Source organism: Methylobacterium soli, from assembly GCF_008806385.1.
GTDB lineage: Bacteria > Pseudomonadota > Alphaproteobacteria > Rhizobiales > Beijerinckiaceae > Methylobacterium > Methylobacterium soli.
Window position 1 is genome coordinate 20,562 of record NZ_VZZK01000034.1, and the last position, 16,284, is coordinate 36,845.

Consider the following 16,284-nt stretch of genomic DNA (forward strand, 5'->3'; position numbering starts at 1 on the left):
AGGAACGATGGCGAGAGCAAAGCCGCAGGCCGAGCCTGACAGGGCTCTGGAGCGCATCCGCACTCGAGCCCGCAACGAAGGCCTGGAGATCGCCTACGAAGGCGCCATCGCGGTCTGCAAGGACCCGAAGGCCAGACCCGCCGATCGCCTCGGCGCGGCAAACCTCATCTTCCGCTTGTCGGGAGCCTACGAGGTGGCCGGGCAGGAGGATGCGGGGACAAAAGCGTTGAGCAGCCTGTCGCGCGCCGAACTCATTGCGGCCGCCGACGCCGCGCGAGCGTATCTCGCCGAACTCGATGCGGCAGAAGATGAGCCCGAGGCGCCGAGCGGTTCCGACGTCTTCGACTGAGACGCAATGCTCAGCTCTGGCGGCTGGAGCGGCTTCCGCGCGGCGGAGGCTGCATCGCGGCGCCGATGGCAGCCCCGCCAAGCAAGGCCGGGAGAGAGAACAGCAGGCAGAAGGCGACGAAGGCAATCAGTACGAGCATGGGATGTCTCAGGCGGTCCTCGGGCGGGAAAGGATGTCCCGAACTCGGTTGTGGCTCATCGTGAACCCACGCTCGGACATGACGGCCGCGATAGCGCGCAGCGATTTCCCGGTGGAGCTTAATTCCATCATCTCGATGATGGCAGCCTGCTCAGCATCAACTTCGGCAAGGCTGCCGTCCGACTGTACGGCGAAGCCGAACGGTATGGTGCCTCCGAGATACCGGCCGCGCTCCTTTTGATCGCCCTTCACGACAGCGATGCGCTCGCGGATCCGATCGCGTTCCGCCTCGGCGACGGCGCTGAGGATCGTAAAGACAAGCTTGGATATCCCGTTGCCAGTGACATCGCCGCCCAAGTCGATCATGTGCAGACTGATGCTGCGCGCCTTAAGCTGCGCCAGAACGTCGAGGGCGTTCAGCGACGAGCGGAACATTCGGTCGAGCTTCGCAGTGATGACGACGTCGCCCGGCTGAAGGACAGCAAGCAGGGCGGCGCCTTCTGCTCGCTCGCCCAGCGGCTTCGAGCCGGAGACGCCGCGCTCGACGAACATGCGGTCGAGTGCGAGCCCTTGCATCATCGCGTAACCCTCGATCTGACGCTGTTGAACGTCGAGGCTCTCGCCTTCCGATGCCTGCCGCCCGGTAGAGACCCGGGCATAACCGTAAACCGCCATCGCCGCCTCTGTTAACCCGTTAGCCTGCAATATCGATGGCAATGATTTGCGGGGTTGTCAACCTGCACTAGCAGGCTAACGGATTGAGCGGCCGAACCGACACTTCTGGAGCACAGGGCGTGATGGTCATGGCGCTCGGATCGAGAGCGTCGGCGAGGCGATCGAGCTTCGACTGGACTGAGGCCGCGAGGGCGCACATGCGCTCGCCGATGTTGGTCGGGATGGCGTCGCAGGCTAAGAGCATTTCATAGAGCATCTCGCACTCACGGGCGCCATGGTACACATACATGTCGATGGGGCGATGATCGATATTCACGGGGTTTTCTCCAGTTCTGATGACGGCATAGGTACTAAACTGTACGCTGAGTAAAGTAAATACTGTACATAAGTCTGGAGTTAGTCTGATGTTTGTCTGATAAAGAACCGCGCAAGCGCCTGAAATAGCTTAAAGACAGGCAGGGGCAGGATCGCCGTCGACGCACAGATCAGACAGGCACCAGACGGATCAGACGTGACGCTCGCCGCGCCGACAGGGCGTCGCCACCTGCCGGCCCAGGACCCCGGGCCACCCTCCCGGTACACCCGCTCGCCGAGTTCTAGAACGGCGTCAGGGTGCGAAACTAAAATTAGCCCCTGAAAATCTTTTCGACACTTTGTCGGTCCAGCCGATCACTCTCGGGCCACCAGTAAATCTTGCAGTTCAAGCACTTTAGCTGACAAAAAGTACGCCAAAACCCTTGTCTCTCGCGCCCTCATCGCCTAGTCTTCCATTGGTCCCGATCTGAGCGGCACTCGGGCAGCCGCACTCGCCCCTCCGGTGCTTCGGCAGCGGAGATCCGCAAGTCCAAACACGAGCACAGCCACGCAAGGGTTCGGAGCGTTCTCAGCTCCCCTTCGCTGCTCGTTGGTCAGGTCCGATCGCATGTCACAAGGCCGGTTAAACACTGCTTCGTTGCAGCACCAAGACACCCGCAACGACGTCGCCTTCATCCGCCAGTTCCTCGGGCAGGCCGCAGCCTGCGGAACCGCAGCCGATTACGTTTGGTCGCTGGAGCTTGGTCTCGCTAACCTGCGACGGGGCGTAGAGCGCGGCGTTATCTCGGCCCGTGAGTGTGAGGCGCTGCAGCGGCATCTCGTCCGCGCCTACATCGCCGGGTGCCGTCTCATGCCGACCGAGTACGATCGCGGCCGGCTCGAGCGCGGCTTCGCCGGCGCGCGGGGTGTGGTGCAGGCCTGGACCATTCCGCAGCCGCGCCGGTGCGCGCAGAGCGACGAGGTACGCGTCTGCGTCATGCATTCCAAGATCCTGCTGAACGATCTGGAGTGCCTGCGCCGCGCCGACGAGGTGGCGAGGCGCTACGCGCACGTGGTCCTGCCGCCGATGCCGACGGAGATCGAGCCCTGCGAGATCCTCTTCTTCTCACCGCAGGAGTCCGATCAATGACGAACGAACCCGCAGGCGCCGCCGAAGCCTTGGCCGCATTCGAGCGCGCCGCCTCCGAGCCTGATCCTATCTTCGCCTTCTCCGAGGGCTTCGCGGTGGCCTTCCGTAGCCACGGGCGCGGCGTGCTGTCCGAGGATGGCTGCGGCGAACTCGGCCGGGCGCTCACCCGGGCGCAGGAAGCTGTCGGGCCGCACGCCCCGGCGGCCTTCAGGCCGCGCCTGCGGGACGGCGTCAATGCTCTCGCAGCCCTGCTCCAGGCATGGGCGGCCCCGGCCGGCGCGCCTGAGCGCAGCAGCGCCGAGGTCGAGTTCGATCACCTCAACGTCCGCATCGTCGCCAACGACCTCGATACGATCTGCGCCATGCTGGAGATCGAGCGGGGCACTCCGACGCGGCCGGGCCTGCTTGCCGCAGCTCAGCCCATGTCGGCAACGGCTCACTGAGGGGCGGGGCTCATGGCAAAGAAGGACGGCGGCGCCAGCAAGCAGGCAGCCATTGCCCGGCAGGACGAAGCGATCCGGCAGCAGGGCATCCGCGATGGGACGCAGCGGGTCAACGACACGTTCGGGCAGTTCGACGACGCTTTCTACGACAAGCAGAAGCAGAACTTCCTGAGCTTCTCGCTGCCGCAGCTCGAGGACCAATACGGCAAGGCGCAGAAGGAGCTGACGTTCTCGCTCACGCGGTCGGGGAACCTCGACAGCTCTGCTCGAGGCTACCAGGAAGGCGAGCTGCAGAAGCTCTACGATACCAACCGGACGTCCTTGGCGGATCAGGCCCAGACCTACGCCAACCAGGCGCGCTCGAACGTCGAGGACGCGCGATCCAGCCTCATCACGACGCTGAACGCGACAGGCGACGCCACGGGGGCGGTGAACTCCGCCAACTCGCGCGCCGCAGCCCTCTCGCAGCCGACTGGATACAGCCCAATCGGTGATTTGTTCGGCGCCCTTACCAGTGGCCTTGCAGCGCAAGCTGCTCAGGAGAAGGCCATGGCCTTGTCGAACGGAGCCTACAAGAGCCCCTACAACACAGGCCTGTTCGGCTCCACGGCCGGCGCGGTGAAAAACACCGCATGACAGCCGGGTGCAGCGGCGCGTCCCACCACTCATATGTCGATGTTCAAGCTGGCGGGACCATAGAGCAACCGATGACCTACACGCTGCACCCTCTCGCACCCGGCAGCTACGATCTCGCCCTGAACGGGGTAATTGTGGGCGGTGTGGTGCGTGAGGTCTCGCCTGGCGGTACGGCGAAGGGCTGGCGCGCCGAACTCCTCGACGAGATTCCGCCGGAGCAGCGCCCGGCTCCATTTTGTGAGATAGAGCACCAGTTCAGATCATTAGAAGCGGCGGCTGAGTGGCTCGGCGCTGCAATCGTGAACGACAGCCCGTAGCGAAGTTTTCGCTAATGTGCGCGAGGCAATGACCGATCTGGAGCAAGAAACATGCGGGACCGCCGAAGATTTTACGGCATGGCCCCTTGATCTCGTGCGCGCGCAAATGATCTATGCCCGTGAGGGGCTAAGATACTGGATAAGATACGTGTCAGAAGAAACTCAGGGCAGCTCGCCCGAATTCGTAGCGATCGCTGCCGAGATCGTCAGCGCATACGTGGCGAACAACTCCGTGCCGGTCGCGGAACTACCGGCGCTGCTCAGCAACGTGCATGCGGCGCTGAATGGCCTCGCGACTGGCGCCGCGCAGGCCCCAGCCGCGAAGGAAGTCGAGAAGCCCACGGCCTCGCAGATCCGCAAATCGATCACGCCGGACGCGCTGATCAGCTTCATCGACGGCAAGCCCTACAAGACGCTCAAGCGGCATCTGTCGGCGAATGATCTCGACCCGCATAGCTATCGGGAGCGTTACGGCTTGCCGAGGGACTACCCACTGGTCGCGCCGAACTACGCCGCGCAGCGCTCCGAGTTGGCCCGGGCCATCGGCCTCGGCCGCCCTGGCGCTCAGGCTGCAAATGAGAAATCGACAAGGCGGGGCCGCCGCAAGGCTGCGTGATCTAGAGTGGCTCGCCCGCCAAACCGGGCGAGCCGGCATCCGGCGCGTAATAGGGTCCTGCCGACATAAGCGGCGAGACGCTGCCGCAGCAGGGTCTGACGGCACTTCGGACTGGCGGCCGGTCGCTCTTAGCGGATGCCGGAGGCGCGGCGCGCCTACCTCGGCCGCAACAATGCCACTCTGGCCGAGCTGTTCGCGGCGCCTGACAGCGTGGCTCGCATCCGTGAGATTGTGATGCGGAGCGCCGAGGCGCCGTATGCCGATGAGGCGCTTCGGTCGGCGATGCAGGCGCGAGCTGTTCACGGCCGCTAACGTCCACGCTGCATCGCCGAGGCGAAGGGGCTGGGGGGCTGGTGCCGCGCCAGAGGTTGGCGTCGCCTGCGGTTCTGGAGCGGCTTGCCGGGTGAGTTTCGCCGCTCGTACCGTGCCGACATGGCCGAATCACTGACCACCGGCGATCTGTTCAAGGCGAGGGCGATCAGCGCCGAGGACCTGCACGCCGCGATGTGCATGGCGCCAGGATGACGGGGCCTACCGTCAGCAGGCTTGTCTTGTTGGGTGAACTCCAACCTGCGGATGTGACAGCGGCAATCGACGCGTTCTTCGCGCTCGGTGATCCTGGCCTGGTTCCGCTTGGCGAGAAGTACGAGTTGGACGTCGCCTCAGCGGTGGCGGCGCACCCCTTCGCCTCAAAGACGCTGTACCGACGGACCGCTGGTGTCTCGGCCCGCCGCGCCGCGGTGCGCTCAGCGATCCTGCTGGCGCGGCCTGAGAAGCGATGAGAGATGGACCGGCTGCCCTGGGCGGTGCGAGGCCGCGACCTAGCTTAAGCAGGGATGGCATCGACTGCGACGATCGAGACGCTGCTCCAACAGGGAGCCCTGACGGAGGAAGAGGTTCAGGCCGCCGTCAATGCGTGGCTCGCCACACCCTCGGCGACGCGCATTCCCGTAGGTCCCTACGAGCTGATCGTTGGTACATTGTTGCGGCAAAATGGATTTCTGGCAAAGACGATGCGCGATCCGGATGCCAGCGAAGGCTTGAAGAAGGCCGCGCTACGGAAAGTGCTGCTGCAGGGGCGGCCGGAGAAGCGATGAGTGCACGCCCGCCCGACAGGAGCAGTCGCGTCATGATGACGATCGCAGTTGGGCTGACCGTGACGATCGTCGGCATGTTCGCCATCTGGCTGCTCACATGACCACCAACTCGGCCCACCGCATCGGCCTTCTGGTCTTCCTGCTCCTGCTGCCGCCGATCACCTACGGCGTGGCGCAGTGGCTGTTGCAGTGAAGGGCGAGCCGAGCAACAGGTCAAAGCCGTCCGGCTCGCCTGTCCGACCGCTAGGGGGAGGGATTCGCGGGCAGACGCTGGATGATGGGCGCGGCGCGGTTAGCGGGTCGTTACCGGCGCCGGGTTGGGACCAGCGCCCAGACATGAAGAAGCCTGCGCGGGGTGTGGCGACAGCTAACGCCCAGGCATGCGCCTGATCTGACCGACAATTTCGGGAGAGAGATCCGAGTAAAGCCGGCGACCATATCTTTCCGGCACCTCCCTCTGAGGCGGCGCCTGCCGCTGACTTACCGTCCTCGGTTCCGAAGGCAGGCCCGCGTAGCCTTTGTTCTTGACGTAATCGTTCTGGATCGTCTTGTGGTGCGGAGGTGTGTCGCCGCAACCCTCGCAAATCGACACAAGCCACGACTGCCACAGCCCGTTCGTTTTTTCCTGAACTGACGCCGCACGTTCGCGATGAGCCGAGGCAAGCTGCAGTGTGTCGAGATCTTGTGCCTGCTTCGGCGGGGAAGTTGCCCGGAGTTCGTTGAGGCGAGCGGTTTCTCGGTCTGGATCAACCAGAGCATCGCCGTGAGACTGCGCCAGCGCAGGGCCGCCAAGACAAATCACGGTCGCTGAAATGAAGAATAGGCGCATGCTTCACTCCTTTCGAGGGAAACCGCGCGTCTTGAATATAGTTCAGCGTCCGTTAGGGGACGCAGAGTCTGGGCGAACGGTGCCGCCGGGTTGAACAAGGGCATTGAACAGCGGGCCAAGCCTAGGGGGGTTATAAGGCTTGGCCCGCCAATCCAGCCTCGAAACCTGGGCGATGCGCGGCTGGATGCGCAATGATGGCCCTGCGTGGTTAAGGGTGCGTTGCGCGCCGGAAGGCAGCCATCACAGCCTCAGACATGGCAAAGCCTGCGGGGCGGGTGCCGGCGGTACATACCTCGTGCTACGCTGGCCGCATGCCCCACAGGCTCTTCGCCCTCGTCTGCACCATCGTCTTCGTACCGCCGATCGGCATGCTCCTGCTGATCGTGTGGCCCGTGACGCGCATCGGCGGGACTCTCTTCGCGGTCGAGCTCTATCTGATCGCGCTTGCCATGCTGACCGCCGGTCTGAGCATCATACTCGCCAACGCCGCCACCGACCCGAGGACGAGGCGGCGCTGATGCGTCCGTGGGTTCACCTCATCCCACCAGCGATCATCCTTCTCGTCCTGCTCGGCCTCGCGGAGCTGTTCGACATCGGGGTGCTGCGGCTCGGACGCTGATGCTTGACCAACAGGGACGGAGTGCCATGCGGAGACCGAGCGAATGGTCACCAGAAGCTGCCCGGCCCGCATGCCGTGCTGACGGTATGAGCATCCCTTAATCCGACGCCGGGGTATCGAAGGATCGGTACCGGACTTCATGGGAAGCTCCAGACATGACGAAGCCCGCGCGGCGGCGCCGGCGGGCTCTTTTCGATCATCCGCCTGTGTTACGCGGCGACTTTGTAGTTCGACGGATCAGACCCATCGATCCTGAGCGGTGACGTCTCAGCGCTTGGCACACACCAGCCGGCGATGTCGCGCACGCCAGCATCCCTCGGCAGGCCGAGCGTCTCGATGGCTTCCAGCCGGATGATGGCTTCTGCGTTGCTATCGATCTCGAACTCGTTTCGCTCCCATCGGCTCACAGCCAGGGGCTCGCGATGGACGATCGCGGCGAGCTCGGCCTGTGTCAGGCCCATTTCAGTCCGCAGGAATCGGAGTTCCGACCCCGTGATCGCGGAGCGCTTGGTCACGATTCCATGAGCGATAGCCTTGTGCAGGCCGTTGATGTTCGGGATCGTCACACACTCCTCACCAGCATCGTCGTGCACGAGGGTAGCGCCCTCGATGATGACGTTGGTCAGGCCGCTCTCTGTGTAGCGATACGCGTTCATAGCTTCCCTCGGTATTCTATTATCGGGGGCACGAAGTCCCCAAAACGGGGATATCTCACCCCACCAGGCATTACGATTCGTCAACGTACATCACGGTCACCAACTTCATTTCGCAGTTGTTAGAATCGGGGATAGCTACCACACGGACCGTTCGGCTGCCCGAATTCGGAGACCGACTTTCAATGCGATATTTATAGTAGTTGGGTCAGGTCGATTCCTCCGGCTCCTCGTACACGAAGCCGTGCTTGAGCACATAAAGGACGTCACCGATCGTCAGATCGCGCTCAGCCAACCGTTCCCGGATGTGGCGCGTATAAGTCATTGGCAGCCGCTCGTCCCGAGCCAGCTTTCGAATTTCGATGGTCGCCGTAGCCGGCTTCCATGGCTGGCTTGGCGCCATTGTTTCCCCCTGGCAGCGAAAGCACTTATCATGGTGATAAGTTCCTCGCTAGAGATAATACGGGGTAGCGACTCCGCAAGCCCTCCTGTGTTGCAGTGTCGTCACGAGCACCTCATGGGTCTGTGCGGCCTGTCACGCCTCACCAACGAAAAGCCCCGCGAGCCGTGAGGCTGCGGGGCTGCTTTCTTCGTATGGAGGCCGATTAGCCCCCGCCGCCAGGCCCCTGGCCGCTGCCTCCACCGCCGCCGGTCGAGTTGGACCGGGGCTTGTTGTTTCCTTCGGCATTGCCGGATGCAGCCGACGAGCTGTTCGGATCGCGACCTTGAGCGAGAACAGAGCCGGCGCATAACAGCGCCAGCGTCGTAAGGATTGCGAGCTTCTTCATCATGCCTCCCTGCCGGATGGATCCGGCTCAGGGACGGACAACTGGGCCCAGCGTCGGAGGTTGCTCCTGCCCCGCTCGCTTGCCTGCGCTTCTTCGCCTTGGGTTGCTGCGCGTTAACGAAGAAGCCCCGCGCCGTGAGGCTGCGGGGCTGAGTGCCTGTGATGCGAGAAGAGCGGCCCCGCCGGCGCGGTGTGTGGAGAGACGTGCCGGCAAGGCCGTGCCAGGTGAAGGACACCCAACGTCGCCATCCTGCCTTCCGCGGTAGGGCTCGACACTCACGCAGGTGAAACGGGGCCGAAAATAAAGAGCCCCACGCCTGGGTGTCGTGGGGCTGAGTCCGAGTGCAAGGTTCGCGATAGGAAGGCCCCGCCAGGCGCTATCGGGAAATGGAGTGCCGGCGGGCCTACGTCGGGCTGATGGACCTGACACTCGGAAACCTCGATCCGGCAGAAGGTCGGCGCTTCCACAAATGTTGGGCGCCGACCGCACGGAAAAGCCCCGCGCCAGGGGCTGCGGGGCGAAGTCGAGGGGGGATCGTCCGGCTGACTGCGATCGGCAGATGAGCAGTCAGCAGGGCCGTGTCGGGAGTCAACCGACCACCTCACCTTGCGCCTTCATCGCCGAGCGGCAACTCACCTGGATCAGGTTCGGAGCGCACAAAAAGGCCCGCGCCGGCGAACTGGGCGGGCTGGAAGTTCGAAGAGGCTCAGGCTGCGGCAAGTGGCAGATCTAGCGCTCGCTCACGAGGCTTGCCGTCGAAGCCCTCCAGCCAAGCCATGCGTTCCTCCGAGTCCTGCGGATAGGGGCAAGCATCTCGTGGCCGGCCATGAATGCGGGCGTACGCACCTTGCTCGATCGGATCGGCTCGGGTGTGTTGCGGTTCAGCCATCTTGCTGGCTCCGGTTTCCGCCCCCGCCGAACCAACTTGGCTTCGCTCGCGTAGATCCCGCACCAAACCGCTCGGAAGGTGCACAAAGAAGCCCGCCGCGGCGAACCGGGCGGGCTGACGGGCGGGGTCGCCAACTGAGGAAGAGCTTGAATTGCCGGCGACGATGCTGCCCTCACGGGCGGCAGACCAGCGATGGCCGAGCCATGGTACTTAACACATATCAAATGTAATGCTGCATCGTAGATATTCTCACTATGCAGGGCGGGCGAAAGCCACAGCGAATGATGGCCCCACCGACCGCAATTTGAGGAAGAGGTATCGGTGGGGCCGCGCCGGGAGTCTACTCCAACGCGAGCAGGATGGTGCGATCGCAGACAAAGCCAACCCCTTCCCGAGGCACTCCGCACCAAAAAGCCCGCGCCGGCGAACCAGGCCGGCCGAGCGTCTTAGGAATTCGCCAACACGGACCGCGTGCGCGCAGGAAATGCCGATCAGTGGGCGACCCTGAGCATAACTACGTAGCTGGCAGGTGAACCACCACCCTGGGGTATGGACTTTGCTCATCAAGCCTGGAATGTATATCTGAGTACGCCAGGAGTTCCGATTATGAACACCGAGATGCGGAGATTTCTACAGGCGCTCGCAAAACAGTTTAGTCCTGTGCCGGTACGGAACATTGGCATCGGATGCACAGTCCGGCAGGGCACGGCACGGCAGGAAGCTCGGCGACTTGGCTACGCGCTATTTGCGTTCGGCTGCTGGAGCATCACAATCCTCGGGCGAATGGCGCTGTTGAGGATCCTCGGAGGACAGGATGGCAACAAAGTGCCCGCGCCGGGGAACCGGGCGGGCTGAAGGCGATTGCGGCTTGAAGCCAGCATGGAGAGAATTAGGATTCAAACACCTTCGTGCTGTGCCATGTCGCCTGACTGTCTGGTTGGTTTCTGTCGAACGTGATGCCAGTTAAACGGCCATCCAACCCGAAAATGCCATTGTATTCTCCTTTTGATTCATTGCTCCAATCGATGACAAATAAAAAACCTGTATCTGATACGCTGCCGTTTCCTGTTCCGCTGACGCTTCCGTTGCTATGAGTTCCAACTCCTTGCAGCCTATCATCGTTTTGTTGCAGTCTAAAATTGACAATTGGCCCATTGCTCTGAACCGCGTTCCAATTACCACCAACATTTTTCGACATGACACGCCTCCTGCCTACAAGAGTCAGATCAGCCAGAGTTGACCAAATAGATATGGCTTCAGCTCGATTTAAAATGTTGTTATATTCTGTAGGCTAATCAATACTGAAAGGAGTATATGTGATGTGGATCACAGACATGAGAATGCCTTGAAAACTGTTTGGTTCGAGTGACCGGCCGATCTGCAGGTTAGCTCCAGCGATCCCGCGCCACCGCGGCAACCGCGAGGCCGATGTGGTCGCTGGCGCGATCGGCCTCGCCATTCTGTGCATCCTGGAGATCATCGCCAGCGATCTGAACGATACCGGCGCAACGTGAGAGACACGGCGCGCCGGATCTCATCTCACTCAGGCCGTTGCCGGCTCTGCCGCCTTGCGCCTGCCAGCCCGCTTCTTCGGAGCTTCGGCTTCGGCTGGTGCCTCCGCAGCCTTCTTCCGGCCACCATGGCCCTTCGGCGCCTCAGCGGGTGCGGCAGCCTCCGACACGGTCGCAGGCGCGTCGCTGGACTTCGCTGCTGCCGCACTACGCCCTCGTCCGAGGCCAAGGGCCTTGGCGAGGGAGGCGCGCTGCTCCGAGTAAGAGGCCGCAACCATCGGGTAATCGACCGGCAGACCATGCTTGGCGCGGTAGGCCTCCGGCGACAAACCGCGGATCGTCAGATGCCGGCGCAGGGTCTTGTAGGGCTTGCCATCCTCGAAGCTGATGAGCGCGTCATGGTTGATCGACTTGCGGATCTGTGCGGGTGTGGCCTTCGTCTCAGGCTCGCTCACAGCAGGCGCCTGACTGAGGCCGGATACCGCCGCGTGGACATTCATGAGCAGGGCCGGCAAGTCGCCAGCGGCAACGTGGTTATTCGCCAGGTAGGCCGAGACGATGTCAACGGCGAGTTCGATGTGGTTGGTTTGAGGAGCGACTTCGGTTTCGGACATTTTAAGGCCTAACTGTTTTCGAGGTCCCATTCAGTACGCATTTCCTGAGCGCTGGCAATTCATCGGCGGGCTGTCGGAAAGACTTTCCCGTATCCATCGGCGCTTAGCGCGAGAAAATCTCGCCTTTTTGTTTGCTGGAGCTGTTCACCGGCACCCCGTTTCCTAAGCAATCGGATCAGCATGCGGGCTGGCAACCCTCGTTTTGAAGCGCATCGCCGTGATCAGGACGAGCATCCGGTAGCGGAACTCTGAATCAGACGTCGTCCAGCCCGTGCGGTGATGCCCATGTCAGTCGGCAGCCAACCCGGCACCAACGAGAAGCCCCGCGAGCTGTGAGGCTACGGGGCTGAGAAGTCTGTCGCCGATGGCGGAACCTAAGCTAAGTGCCAACCTGCTTCGATGTCATACAAATGGTGCTGTTGTGCCTCAGCACTGAGGCCGATGGTGGTTGTCACACCCACGCGTGAGGCGCCATGATCCAGTTGCCCAGTCCAGAATGCCAATCCACCAGCCTCCGCATGCCGGCCCAAGGCATTCTCGTAGATAGCGTCCACGAACTGTGCATTGGTCATCCCACCGGTCTTATTCTGCACTTCTGGAGTTGCCAAAAACGTCTGCGTTAGGGCCTCGATTGACGCGCCATGCTTCACTTGGTTTGCCCAATAGAAGAGGCCGTCGGCGTCGGGCACGCGATCTAAAACCGCATGGTAGATCCGAGCAACGTCCGACGCGGCTTTGTCGGCGACGAACACTCCAAAGTCAAATGCATCCTTAAGGTTGGCGAGATGTTCGCTGGAGAGCGAGAAGCTAATCGCCACGTCGGCACGCGGGGTACCTGCATTCAGTTGATTAACAAAGAAGCTTAGACCGCCAGCATCCGAATGGCGATGCAACGTTGCGTCGTATAGCTGTTCAACAAAAGTCGAGTTGCTGGAGGCGCCGGCTCTCAATTGCCCTTCCGGCGATGAAAGGAGGCTCCGGGCAACATCCTGCAGTGACGATCCATTAATGACTACATTGTAATAGTGCTCCAGACCCAAGGGATCGGGTGCTCTTCCAAGTATGCCATCATAAAGCGCATAAACCTTACCGCCGATGCTATTTGCATCGTGTGTTACCGTGCCGAACGGAACCTTTATCGAATTAATTTCCGGAAATATTTGCGATACAGGAACTCTATTATCGAAAAACTGGAGAAACTGAACGTCCTTTACGTAATCATTAGAGCCGTTTCCAGTTACCGTGAAGTATGGACCTAAAATGTCATTAGGTGAATACTTGAATGTATAATTAGACATCGTCCCAAGATAAACAGCTGTGTTGCTGCCACCATAGCCAAAGATCTGGTTCTGCCCTATCCCACCCGCCAGATAATCATTTCCCGCACCGCCGCGAAGTGAGTCGCTGCCAGCTGCGCCGTAGAAAACAACACCCTGATTGCCGGCATTCAAAGTATTCCCGCTCGATCCCCCAACATAGATAGCGCGTTGATCGCCGGTGCTACGCTGAGAGAACGTATCTAGAGGATCATCGAGATAAACTCCTACGTGACCTGGAGTATAATGACCCGTCGTCGCGTCACCAAATCCACTAGATCCAGGCTGCGAAAACTTGAAGAGCAGCATCCCGAACATAGATGCCATTTCTTTTGGAACGCCAGCTTGAGCAAGCAAGTCACCGCTAAGCTTCGAGGCAAGTAGGTCGCTCTCAAGCATCAGCTGTGCGGGCGAGATTTTGCCATCAAACATGCGTTCCATCAAATTGAACTGCTTCGACATATGGTCAGACAGCAGATCATACACAGGATTTACTTTGTCGTAAGCTTGCTTAACTTGTTTTACAAAGTTTACGACGTTAGTAAACCCCTTTCTCGAAGCGTAATCCCCGACTACATCGAGGGCTTGATCCGTTATCCCTGATGGATCAAACGAAGGTAGGTCGGACGACAGAACGAAAGTGTCTGGAACACTAAGCACATGCCAATTGCTGCTCGAAAAGAAGTCGGGGGGTTGTTTCAGCGACGCCGCGCTAACCTCCCGGACATCAAGAGCAAGGCCACCGTTCGGATTAAAAGCGGTATTGTATTTCTTGAAACCGGTATCAAATCCGCTAATGTATAGTGGCGGATTTGGGCTCAAAAGATTAGAATTGAGTGGAACTTGCGTTACAACAGAAATTTTGAAATACAAACTTTTCGACATTAAAATCTATGCCCCCCGCCTGTCGCCCTCAGTATTTAATACGGAAGGCTCGAATCCCTTTCGGCAGTGTTAGTGGATTTTTTCGATTTTGCTAGGGGTCTAACTCGTTTGCTCACCGAGGAACTCCATATTCGATCGGCCGATGCTGCATCACGCTTTTGGTACGCGATGGGTGATCTTCCCGGCTATCTTTTGCTGATGTGGTCGGCAGGAAAGCTTGTCCTTAGACTGGCATTTTTGAATGCAAGCTTGCGTTAATTATATCACGGAGAGTCGCTAGCCGAAGCAGAGCTGTGGCAAATGCTAGGTGATCTAATGTTTGTTTTTTCCGCCTGCTTGGCATCAACGCTGCCAGTGGTCCTGTCGGATCTTCCGGAGCACGATTACCGACGCAAACAGCACAGCAGCGGTGTCTCCAAGCGCAACCTTCGGATCGTTGGGCTGCAGCACCAACAAGACGGCCGCCGCGGCACGAGCGACGATCACCGCGCCGGTATTGCAGGCGGGGCAACACCTTTTGCCCCGCTCATTTGAAGACGTCCTTTTCGGCCTTCTCCTGCTCGCGCCGCTTGAGCTCGCGCTCGACAGCCTCGCGGACGAAGTCTGAGCGCTTCTCGCGCTCGTCCAGGACAGCATCGATCCGGGCCAGCGTGCCCTCGGCAAAGCGAGCCGGCATCTGCTCGTGATTGATCTGCTTGCGCCCCACGCGTGGCGATGTGGCTGATATCATCAATTCCGTCAATTCAGCCTCCAATGTGATATCACCTATTGACCCGATATTTGATATCTTCTATTTAGATGATATCAGGTACGGAGGCAAGCCGATGTCCATCCGCCGTCAGATCTCCTGGACCGCTGCCACTCGCGACATGCGCAACGACCGCACCATCGTGGCTGCACCCGCGACGCTAGCCGAGCGCATCGCCCGGCAGCACGCACGCGAGGAGAATGTCCGCGCCTACCGCGCGGCTCAGGCGTCTCTGGCCGTCGCCGCTGCTCAGCCCCTCGCCAGCGCCGGTGGCTACGACCGAGCCGCCATCATGACCCTCGCCAACGCCATCGTCCGCGAGCGGATGACGGCCCGTCTTGGCCAGTCCTACCGCGCCCTGATCGGTAAGGCCCTGAAGCAGGCGTGGTCTGCCGCCCGAGACGCTCGCCGAGCAGCTGCGCACTGATCTAACCGCAGCACCTCTCTCGAACCGGAGAGGCTCCAGCGCCGCACCCCGCATCCCTGACGACCTCAAGCCCCGGAGACACCGGTCATGGCAATGACGAAGTACGCCCGCACAACACCCGCTGCTGCGCAGGAACGCGCCAACCCGTCAGCCCCGCGGGCGCCGCGGGGCGCAGTCCGAGAGCTCGGTGGCTGTGGGGCCTCTCACGTCGAGGCCTGGAAGGCCGTCAGCCCCGTCCGGCCAGACACGACGCACGTGCGCGCCCTCCGCTTCCTCGACGTCGGCGGCGAGCTCCTGGCGGCGTTCGTCCTGATCGCAGGCGGGGCCGGGGTTGTGGGACTGGCTTCGCTGCTTTGAGCTGCCTGAAGCTTTGAGGCTTGATCCCTGTGTCCTGAAATCTCAAAACCCAAGAGACAGACGGGCGCGGGCTCATTGCTCAGCTGGGGCGCGTGCATCGCTGGGGACGGGTTCAGAGCAAGCGAGACTTGCTGAACTGAGCCATGCGAGGCTGAGGGCTCAACAGAGCATGGCATCCTCGTGGACCAGATCACTTTCCGCTTTTTTCAATCCGCTTGGAACGTCCTTGGGGTTTTAGGGCTTCTCTTTGCTCTCGCTAGTGTAGCAACCTACTGGGCGTTCAAAATCCTCAGTACAAAATGGCTCGACGCAAGGTTCAACGAGCGACTGGAAAGCTATAAGCATGCTCAGCAAAGAGAGTTGGAGCACCTGAAATTTGAGATAAATTCTCTATTGGATCGCACAACAAAGATCCACCAACTAGAATTTGAGTGCTTACCAGAGGCTTGGCGGCAGGTTACTGACGCATTTTTCTATGGAAAGGAACTTACTTTATCTTTCCGATCATATGCCGACATAACGAAGCTCGTGGATGCGGAGGCCAGAGAGGTCTTCGCTCGACATGAATTTAGCCCCGGTACAATCAATACTATCCTGACATCGCCAGATCGTCAGCAGGCATATGTCTACGCAACTGATCTCAAGCAATATAACATAGCCAACGAAATCGTAAACAAGTTTCGTATTCACCTACGAAAATACGGAATTTTCATTCGGCCGGAAATTAGATCGGGCTTTGAGAAACTCGAAATAATCATTGCCGAAGCAATGACTGAGAGAATGATTTCATTTCAGAAACTCGGCAAATCGGATCGATGGGATCGGTCCGAGCGGCTCCACTCTGAAGGAGATGAGGCGTACAAAGCGCTTGAGAAGGCCGTCCAAGACAGGCTTTGGAATTCGCTTGGTCAGCCTCGCGGTTGAAACGTCGGC

The 16,284-nt window shown here is 60.5% G+C and carries 25 protein-coding genes; 13 read left to right on the forward strand and 12 right to left on the reverse strand.

Features of this window, described 5'->3' with window-relative positions; translation table 11 throughout:
* Window positions 1-7 precede the first annotated feature (7 nt).
* Window positions 8-349, forward strand: coding sequence for a hypothetical protein (locus F6X53_RS24820; RefSeq protein ID WP_151003358.1), 342 nt, complete (start codon window positions 8-10; stop codon window positions 347-349).
* A gap of 10 nt (window positions 350-359) precedes the next feature.
* On the opposite strand, the gene F6X53_RS33750 is transcribed toward F6X53_RS24820, so the two are convergent.
* The 3 genes from F6X53_RS33750 to F6X53_RS24830 form a co-directional block, all read right to left on the reverse strand.
* Complete coding sequence (locus F6X53_RS33750) at window positions 360-488, reverse strand: hypothetical protein (RefSeq protein WP_280526065.1); 129 nt, start codon at window positions 486-488, stop codon at window positions 360-362.
* Window positions 489-496: 8 nt separating this feature from the next.
* Window positions 497-1,162, reverse strand: coding sequence for a recombinase family protein (locus F6X53_RS24825; RefSeq protein WP_151003359.1), 666 nt, complete (start codon window positions 1,160-1,162; stop codon window positions 497-499).
* Between the two features lie 67 nt (window positions 1,163-1,229).
* Window positions 1,230-1,478 carry a hypothetical protein gene (locus F6X53_RS24830; protein WP_151003361.1) on the reverse strand — a complete coding sequence of 83 codons (249 nt, stop codon included), beginning with the start codon at window positions 1,476-1,478 and terminating at the stop codon, window positions 1,230-1,232.
* Between the two features lie 636 nt (window positions 1,479-2,114).
* On the opposite strand from F6X53_RS24830, the gene F6X53_RS24835 reads away from it, so the two are divergent.
* From F6X53_RS24835 to F6X53_RS24865, 8 genes are all read left to right on the forward strand, one after another.
* Window positions 2,115-2,606 (forward strand): hypothetical protein, encoded by a 492-nt coding sequence (locus F6X53_RS24835; protein WP_151003363.1) that lies wholly within the window; start codon window positions 2,115-2,117, stop codon window positions 2,604-2,606.
* Complete coding sequence (locus tag F6X53_RS24840) at window positions 2,603-3,049, forward strand: hypothetical protein (RefSeq protein ID WP_151003365.1); 447 nt, start codon at window positions 2,603-2,605, stop codon at window positions 3,047-3,049. Before F6X53_RS24835 ends, F6X53_RS24840 begins: the two co-directional genes overlap by 4 nt.
* Window positions 3,050-3,061: 12 nt before the next feature.
* On the forward strand, window positions 3,062-3,685 hold the full coding sequence (locus F6X53_RS24845; RefSeq protein WP_151003367.1) for a hypothetical protein: 624 nt from the start codon (window positions 3,062-3,064) through the stop codon (window positions 3,683-3,685).
* A 71-nt stretch (window positions 3,686-3,756) separates the two neighbouring features.
* Entirely contained in the window at window positions 3,757-4,002 is a 246-nt protein-coding gene (locus tag F6X53_RS24850; RefSeq protein ID WP_151003368.1) for a hypothetical protein, read from the forward strand.
* A 28-nt stretch (window positions 4,003-4,030) separates the two neighbouring features.
* Window positions 4,031-4,618, forward strand: a complete 588-nt coding sequence (locus tag F6X53_RS24855; protein ID WP_425324702.1) for a Ros/MucR family transcriptional regulator — start codon at window positions 4,031-4,033, stop codon at window positions 4,616-4,618.
* A gap of 396 nt (window positions 4,619-5,014) precedes the next feature.
* Window positions 5,015-5,143 (forward strand): hypothetical protein, encoded by a 129-nt coding sequence (locus F6X53_RS33755; RefSeq protein ID WP_280526066.1) that lies wholly within the window; start codon window positions 5,015-5,017, stop codon window positions 5,141-5,143.
* 26 nt (window positions 5,144-5,169) lie between these two features.
* A complete protein-coding gene (locus tag F6X53_RS24860) occupies window positions 5,170-5,400 on the forward strand; it encodes a hypothetical protein (protein WP_151003370.1) in 231 nt (76 codons plus the stop codon).
* A gap of 54 nt (window positions 5,401-5,454) precedes the next feature.
* Entirely contained in the window at window positions 5,455-5,715 is a 261-nt protein-coding gene (locus F6X53_RS24865) for a hypothetical protein (protein ID WP_151003372.1), read from the forward strand.
* Window positions 5,716-6,082: 367 nt separating this feature from the next.
* Here the strand turns inward: F6X53_RS24865 and F6X53_RS24870 are convergent, their stop codons facing one another.
* A complete protein-coding gene (locus F6X53_RS24870; protein WP_151003374.1) occupies window positions 6,083-6,544 on the reverse strand; it encodes a hypothetical protein in 462 nt (153 codons plus the stop codon).
* Between the two features lie 311 nt (window positions 6,545-6,855).
* Between F6X53_RS24870 and F6X53_RS24875 the strand changes: the two genes are divergently transcribed.
* Window positions 6,856-7,062, forward strand: coding sequence for a hypothetical protein (locus F6X53_RS24875; protein WP_151003376.1), 207 nt, complete (start codon window positions 6,856-6,858; stop codon window positions 7,060-7,062).
* A 310-nt stretch (window positions 7,063-7,372) separates the two neighbouring features.
* Here the strand turns inward: F6X53_RS24875 and F6X53_RS24880 are convergent, their stop codons facing one another.
* The 8 genes from F6X53_RS24880 to F6X53_RS24915 form a co-directional block, all read right to left on the reverse strand.
* Window positions 7,373-7,819, reverse strand: coding sequence for a helix-turn-helix domain-containing protein (locus F6X53_RS24880; RefSeq protein ID WP_151003378.1), 447 nt, complete (start codon window positions 7,817-7,819; stop codon window positions 7,373-7,375).
* A 205-nt stretch (window positions 7,820-8,024) separates the two neighbouring features.
* Entirely contained in the window at window positions 8,025-8,219 is a 195-nt protein-coding gene (locus F6X53_RS24885; RefSeq protein WP_151003380.1) for a DUF4258 domain-containing protein, read from the reverse strand.
* A 202-nt stretch (window positions 8,220-8,421) separates the two neighbouring features.
* Window positions 8,422-8,607, reverse strand: coding sequence for a hypothetical protein (locus F6X53_RS24890; RefSeq protein WP_238296003.1), 186 nt, complete (start codon window positions 8,605-8,607; stop codon window positions 8,422-8,424).
* A 703-nt stretch (window positions 8,608-9,310) separates the two neighbouring features.
* A complete protein-coding gene (locus F6X53_RS33400) occupies window positions 9,311-9,493 on the reverse strand; it encodes a ribosome modulation factor (RefSeq protein WP_151003382.1) in 183 nt (60 codons plus the stop codon).
* 889 nt (window positions 9,494-10,382) lie between these two features.
* The gene (locus F6X53_RS24900; RefSeq protein WP_151003384.1) at window positions 10,383-10,691 is read right to left on the reverse strand and encodes a hypothetical protein; all 309 of its coding nucleotides are present in this window, start codon (window positions 10,689-10,691) and stop codon (window positions 10,383-10,385) included.
* A gap of 345 nt (window positions 10,692-11,036) precedes the next feature.
* Complete coding sequence (locus F6X53_RS24905; protein WP_151003386.1) at window positions 11,037-11,618, reverse strand: Ros/MucR family transcriptional regulator; 582 nt, start codon at window positions 11,616-11,618, stop codon at window positions 11,037-11,039.
* Between the two features lie 374 nt (window positions 11,619-11,992).
* Window positions 11,993-13,807 carry a DUF4214 domain-containing protein gene (locus tag F6X53_RS24910; RefSeq protein WP_191970984.1) on the reverse strand — a complete coding sequence of 605 codons (1,815 nt, stop codon included), beginning with the start codon at window positions 13,805-13,807 and terminating at the stop codon, window positions 11,993-11,995.
* Between the two features lie 538 nt (window positions 13,808-14,345).
* A complete protein-coding gene (locus F6X53_RS24915; RefSeq protein ID WP_151003390.1) occupies window positions 14,346-14,561 on the reverse strand; it encodes a YlcI/YnfO family protein in 216 nt (71 codons plus the stop codon).
* An 82-nt stretch (window positions 14,562-14,643) separates the two neighbouring features.
* Here F6X53_RS24915 and F6X53_RS24920 point away from each other — a divergent pair, with 82 nt between their 5' ends.
* From F6X53_RS24920 to F6X53_RS24930, 3 genes are all read left to right on the forward strand, one after another.
* Window positions 14,644-14,994, forward strand: coding sequence for a hypothetical protein (locus F6X53_RS24920; protein ID WP_151003392.1), 351 nt, complete (start codon window positions 14,644-14,646; stop codon window positions 14,992-14,994).
* Between the two features lie 87 nt (window positions 14,995-15,081).
* A complete protein-coding gene (locus F6X53_RS24925) occupies window positions 15,082-15,351 on the forward strand; it encodes a hypothetical protein (RefSeq protein ID WP_238296004.1) in 270 nt (89 codons plus the stop codon).
* Window positions 15,352-15,531: 180 nt separating this feature from the next.
* Window positions 15,532-16,275 carry a hypothetical protein gene (locus F6X53_RS24930; protein ID WP_151003394.1) on the forward strand — a complete coding sequence of 248 codons (744 nt, stop codon included), beginning with the start codon at window positions 15,532-15,534 and terminating at the stop codon, window positions 16,273-16,275.
* Window positions 16,276-16,284: the final 9 nt, after the last annotated feature.

Coding starts and splice junctions, on each gene's coding strand:
- F6X53_RS24855 (WP_425324702.1), top strand. CDS start 4,031: ATGACCGATCTGGAGCAAGAAACATGCGGGACCGCCGAAGATTTTACG.
- F6X53_RS24900 (WP_151003384.1), bottom strand. CDS start 10,691: ATGTCGAAAAATGTTGGTGGTAATTGGAACGCGGTTCAGAGCAATGGG.
- F6X53_RS24905 (WP_151003386.1), bottom strand. CDS start 11,618: ATGTCCGAAACCGAAGTCGCTCCTCAAACCAACCACATCGAACTCGCC.
- F6X53_RS24890 (WP_238296003.1), bottom strand. CDS start 8,607: ATGATGAAGAAGCTCGCAATCCTTACGACGCTGGCGCTGTTATGCGCC.
- F6X53_RS24920 (WP_151003392.1), top strand. CDS start 14,644: ATGTCCATCCGCCGTCAGATCTCCTGGACCGCTGCCACTCGCGACATG.
- F6X53_RS24885 (WP_151003380.1), bottom strand. CDS start 8,219: ATGGCGCCAAGCCAGCCATGGAAGCCGGCTACGGCGACCATCGAAATT.
- F6X53_RS24875 (WP_151003376.1), top strand. CDS start 6,856: ATGCCCCACAGGCTCTTCGCCCTCGTCTGCACCATCGTCTTCGTACCG.
- F6X53_RS24840 (WP_151003365.1), top strand. CDS start 2,603: ATGACGAACGAACCCGCAGGCGCCGCCGAAGCCTTGGCCGCATTCGAG.
- F6X53_RS24820 (WP_151003358.1), top strand. CDS start 8: ATGGCGAGAGCAAAGCCGCAGGCCGAGCCTGACAGGGCTCTGGAGCGC.
- F6X53_RS24850 (WP_151003368.1), top strand. CDS start 3,757: ATGACCTACACGCTGCACCCTCTCGCACCCGGCAGCTACGATCTCGCC.
- F6X53_RS24865 (WP_151003372.1), top strand. CDS start 5,455: ATGGCATCGACTGCGACGATCGAGACGCTGCTCCAACAGGGAGCCCTG.
- F6X53_RS33400 (WP_151003382.1), bottom strand. CDS start 9,493: ATGGCTGAACCGCAACACACCCGAGCCGATCCGATCGAGCAAGGTGCG.
- F6X53_RS24825 (WP_151003359.1), bottom strand. CDS start 1,162: ATGGCGGTTTACGGTTATGCCCGGGTCTCTACCGGGCGGCAGGCATCG.
- F6X53_RS24925 (WP_238296004.1), top strand. CDS start 15,082: ATGGCAATGACGAAGTACGCCCGCACAACACCCGCTGCTGCGCAGGAA.
- F6X53_RS24880 (WP_151003378.1), bottom strand. CDS start 7,819: ATGAACGCGTATCGCTACACAGAGAGCGGCCTGACCAACGTCATCATC.
- F6X53_RS24870 (WP_151003374.1), bottom strand. CDS start 6,544: ATGCGCCTATTCTTCATTTCAGCGACCGTGATTTGTCTTGGCGGCCCT.
- F6X53_RS24845 (WP_151003367.1), top strand. CDS start 3,062: ATGGCAAAGAAGGACGGCGGCGCCAGCAAGCAGGCAGCCATTGCCCGG.
- F6X53_RS33750 (WP_280526065.1), bottom strand. CDS start 488: ATGCTCGTACTGATTGCCTTCGTCGCCTTCTGCCTGCTGTTCTCTCTC.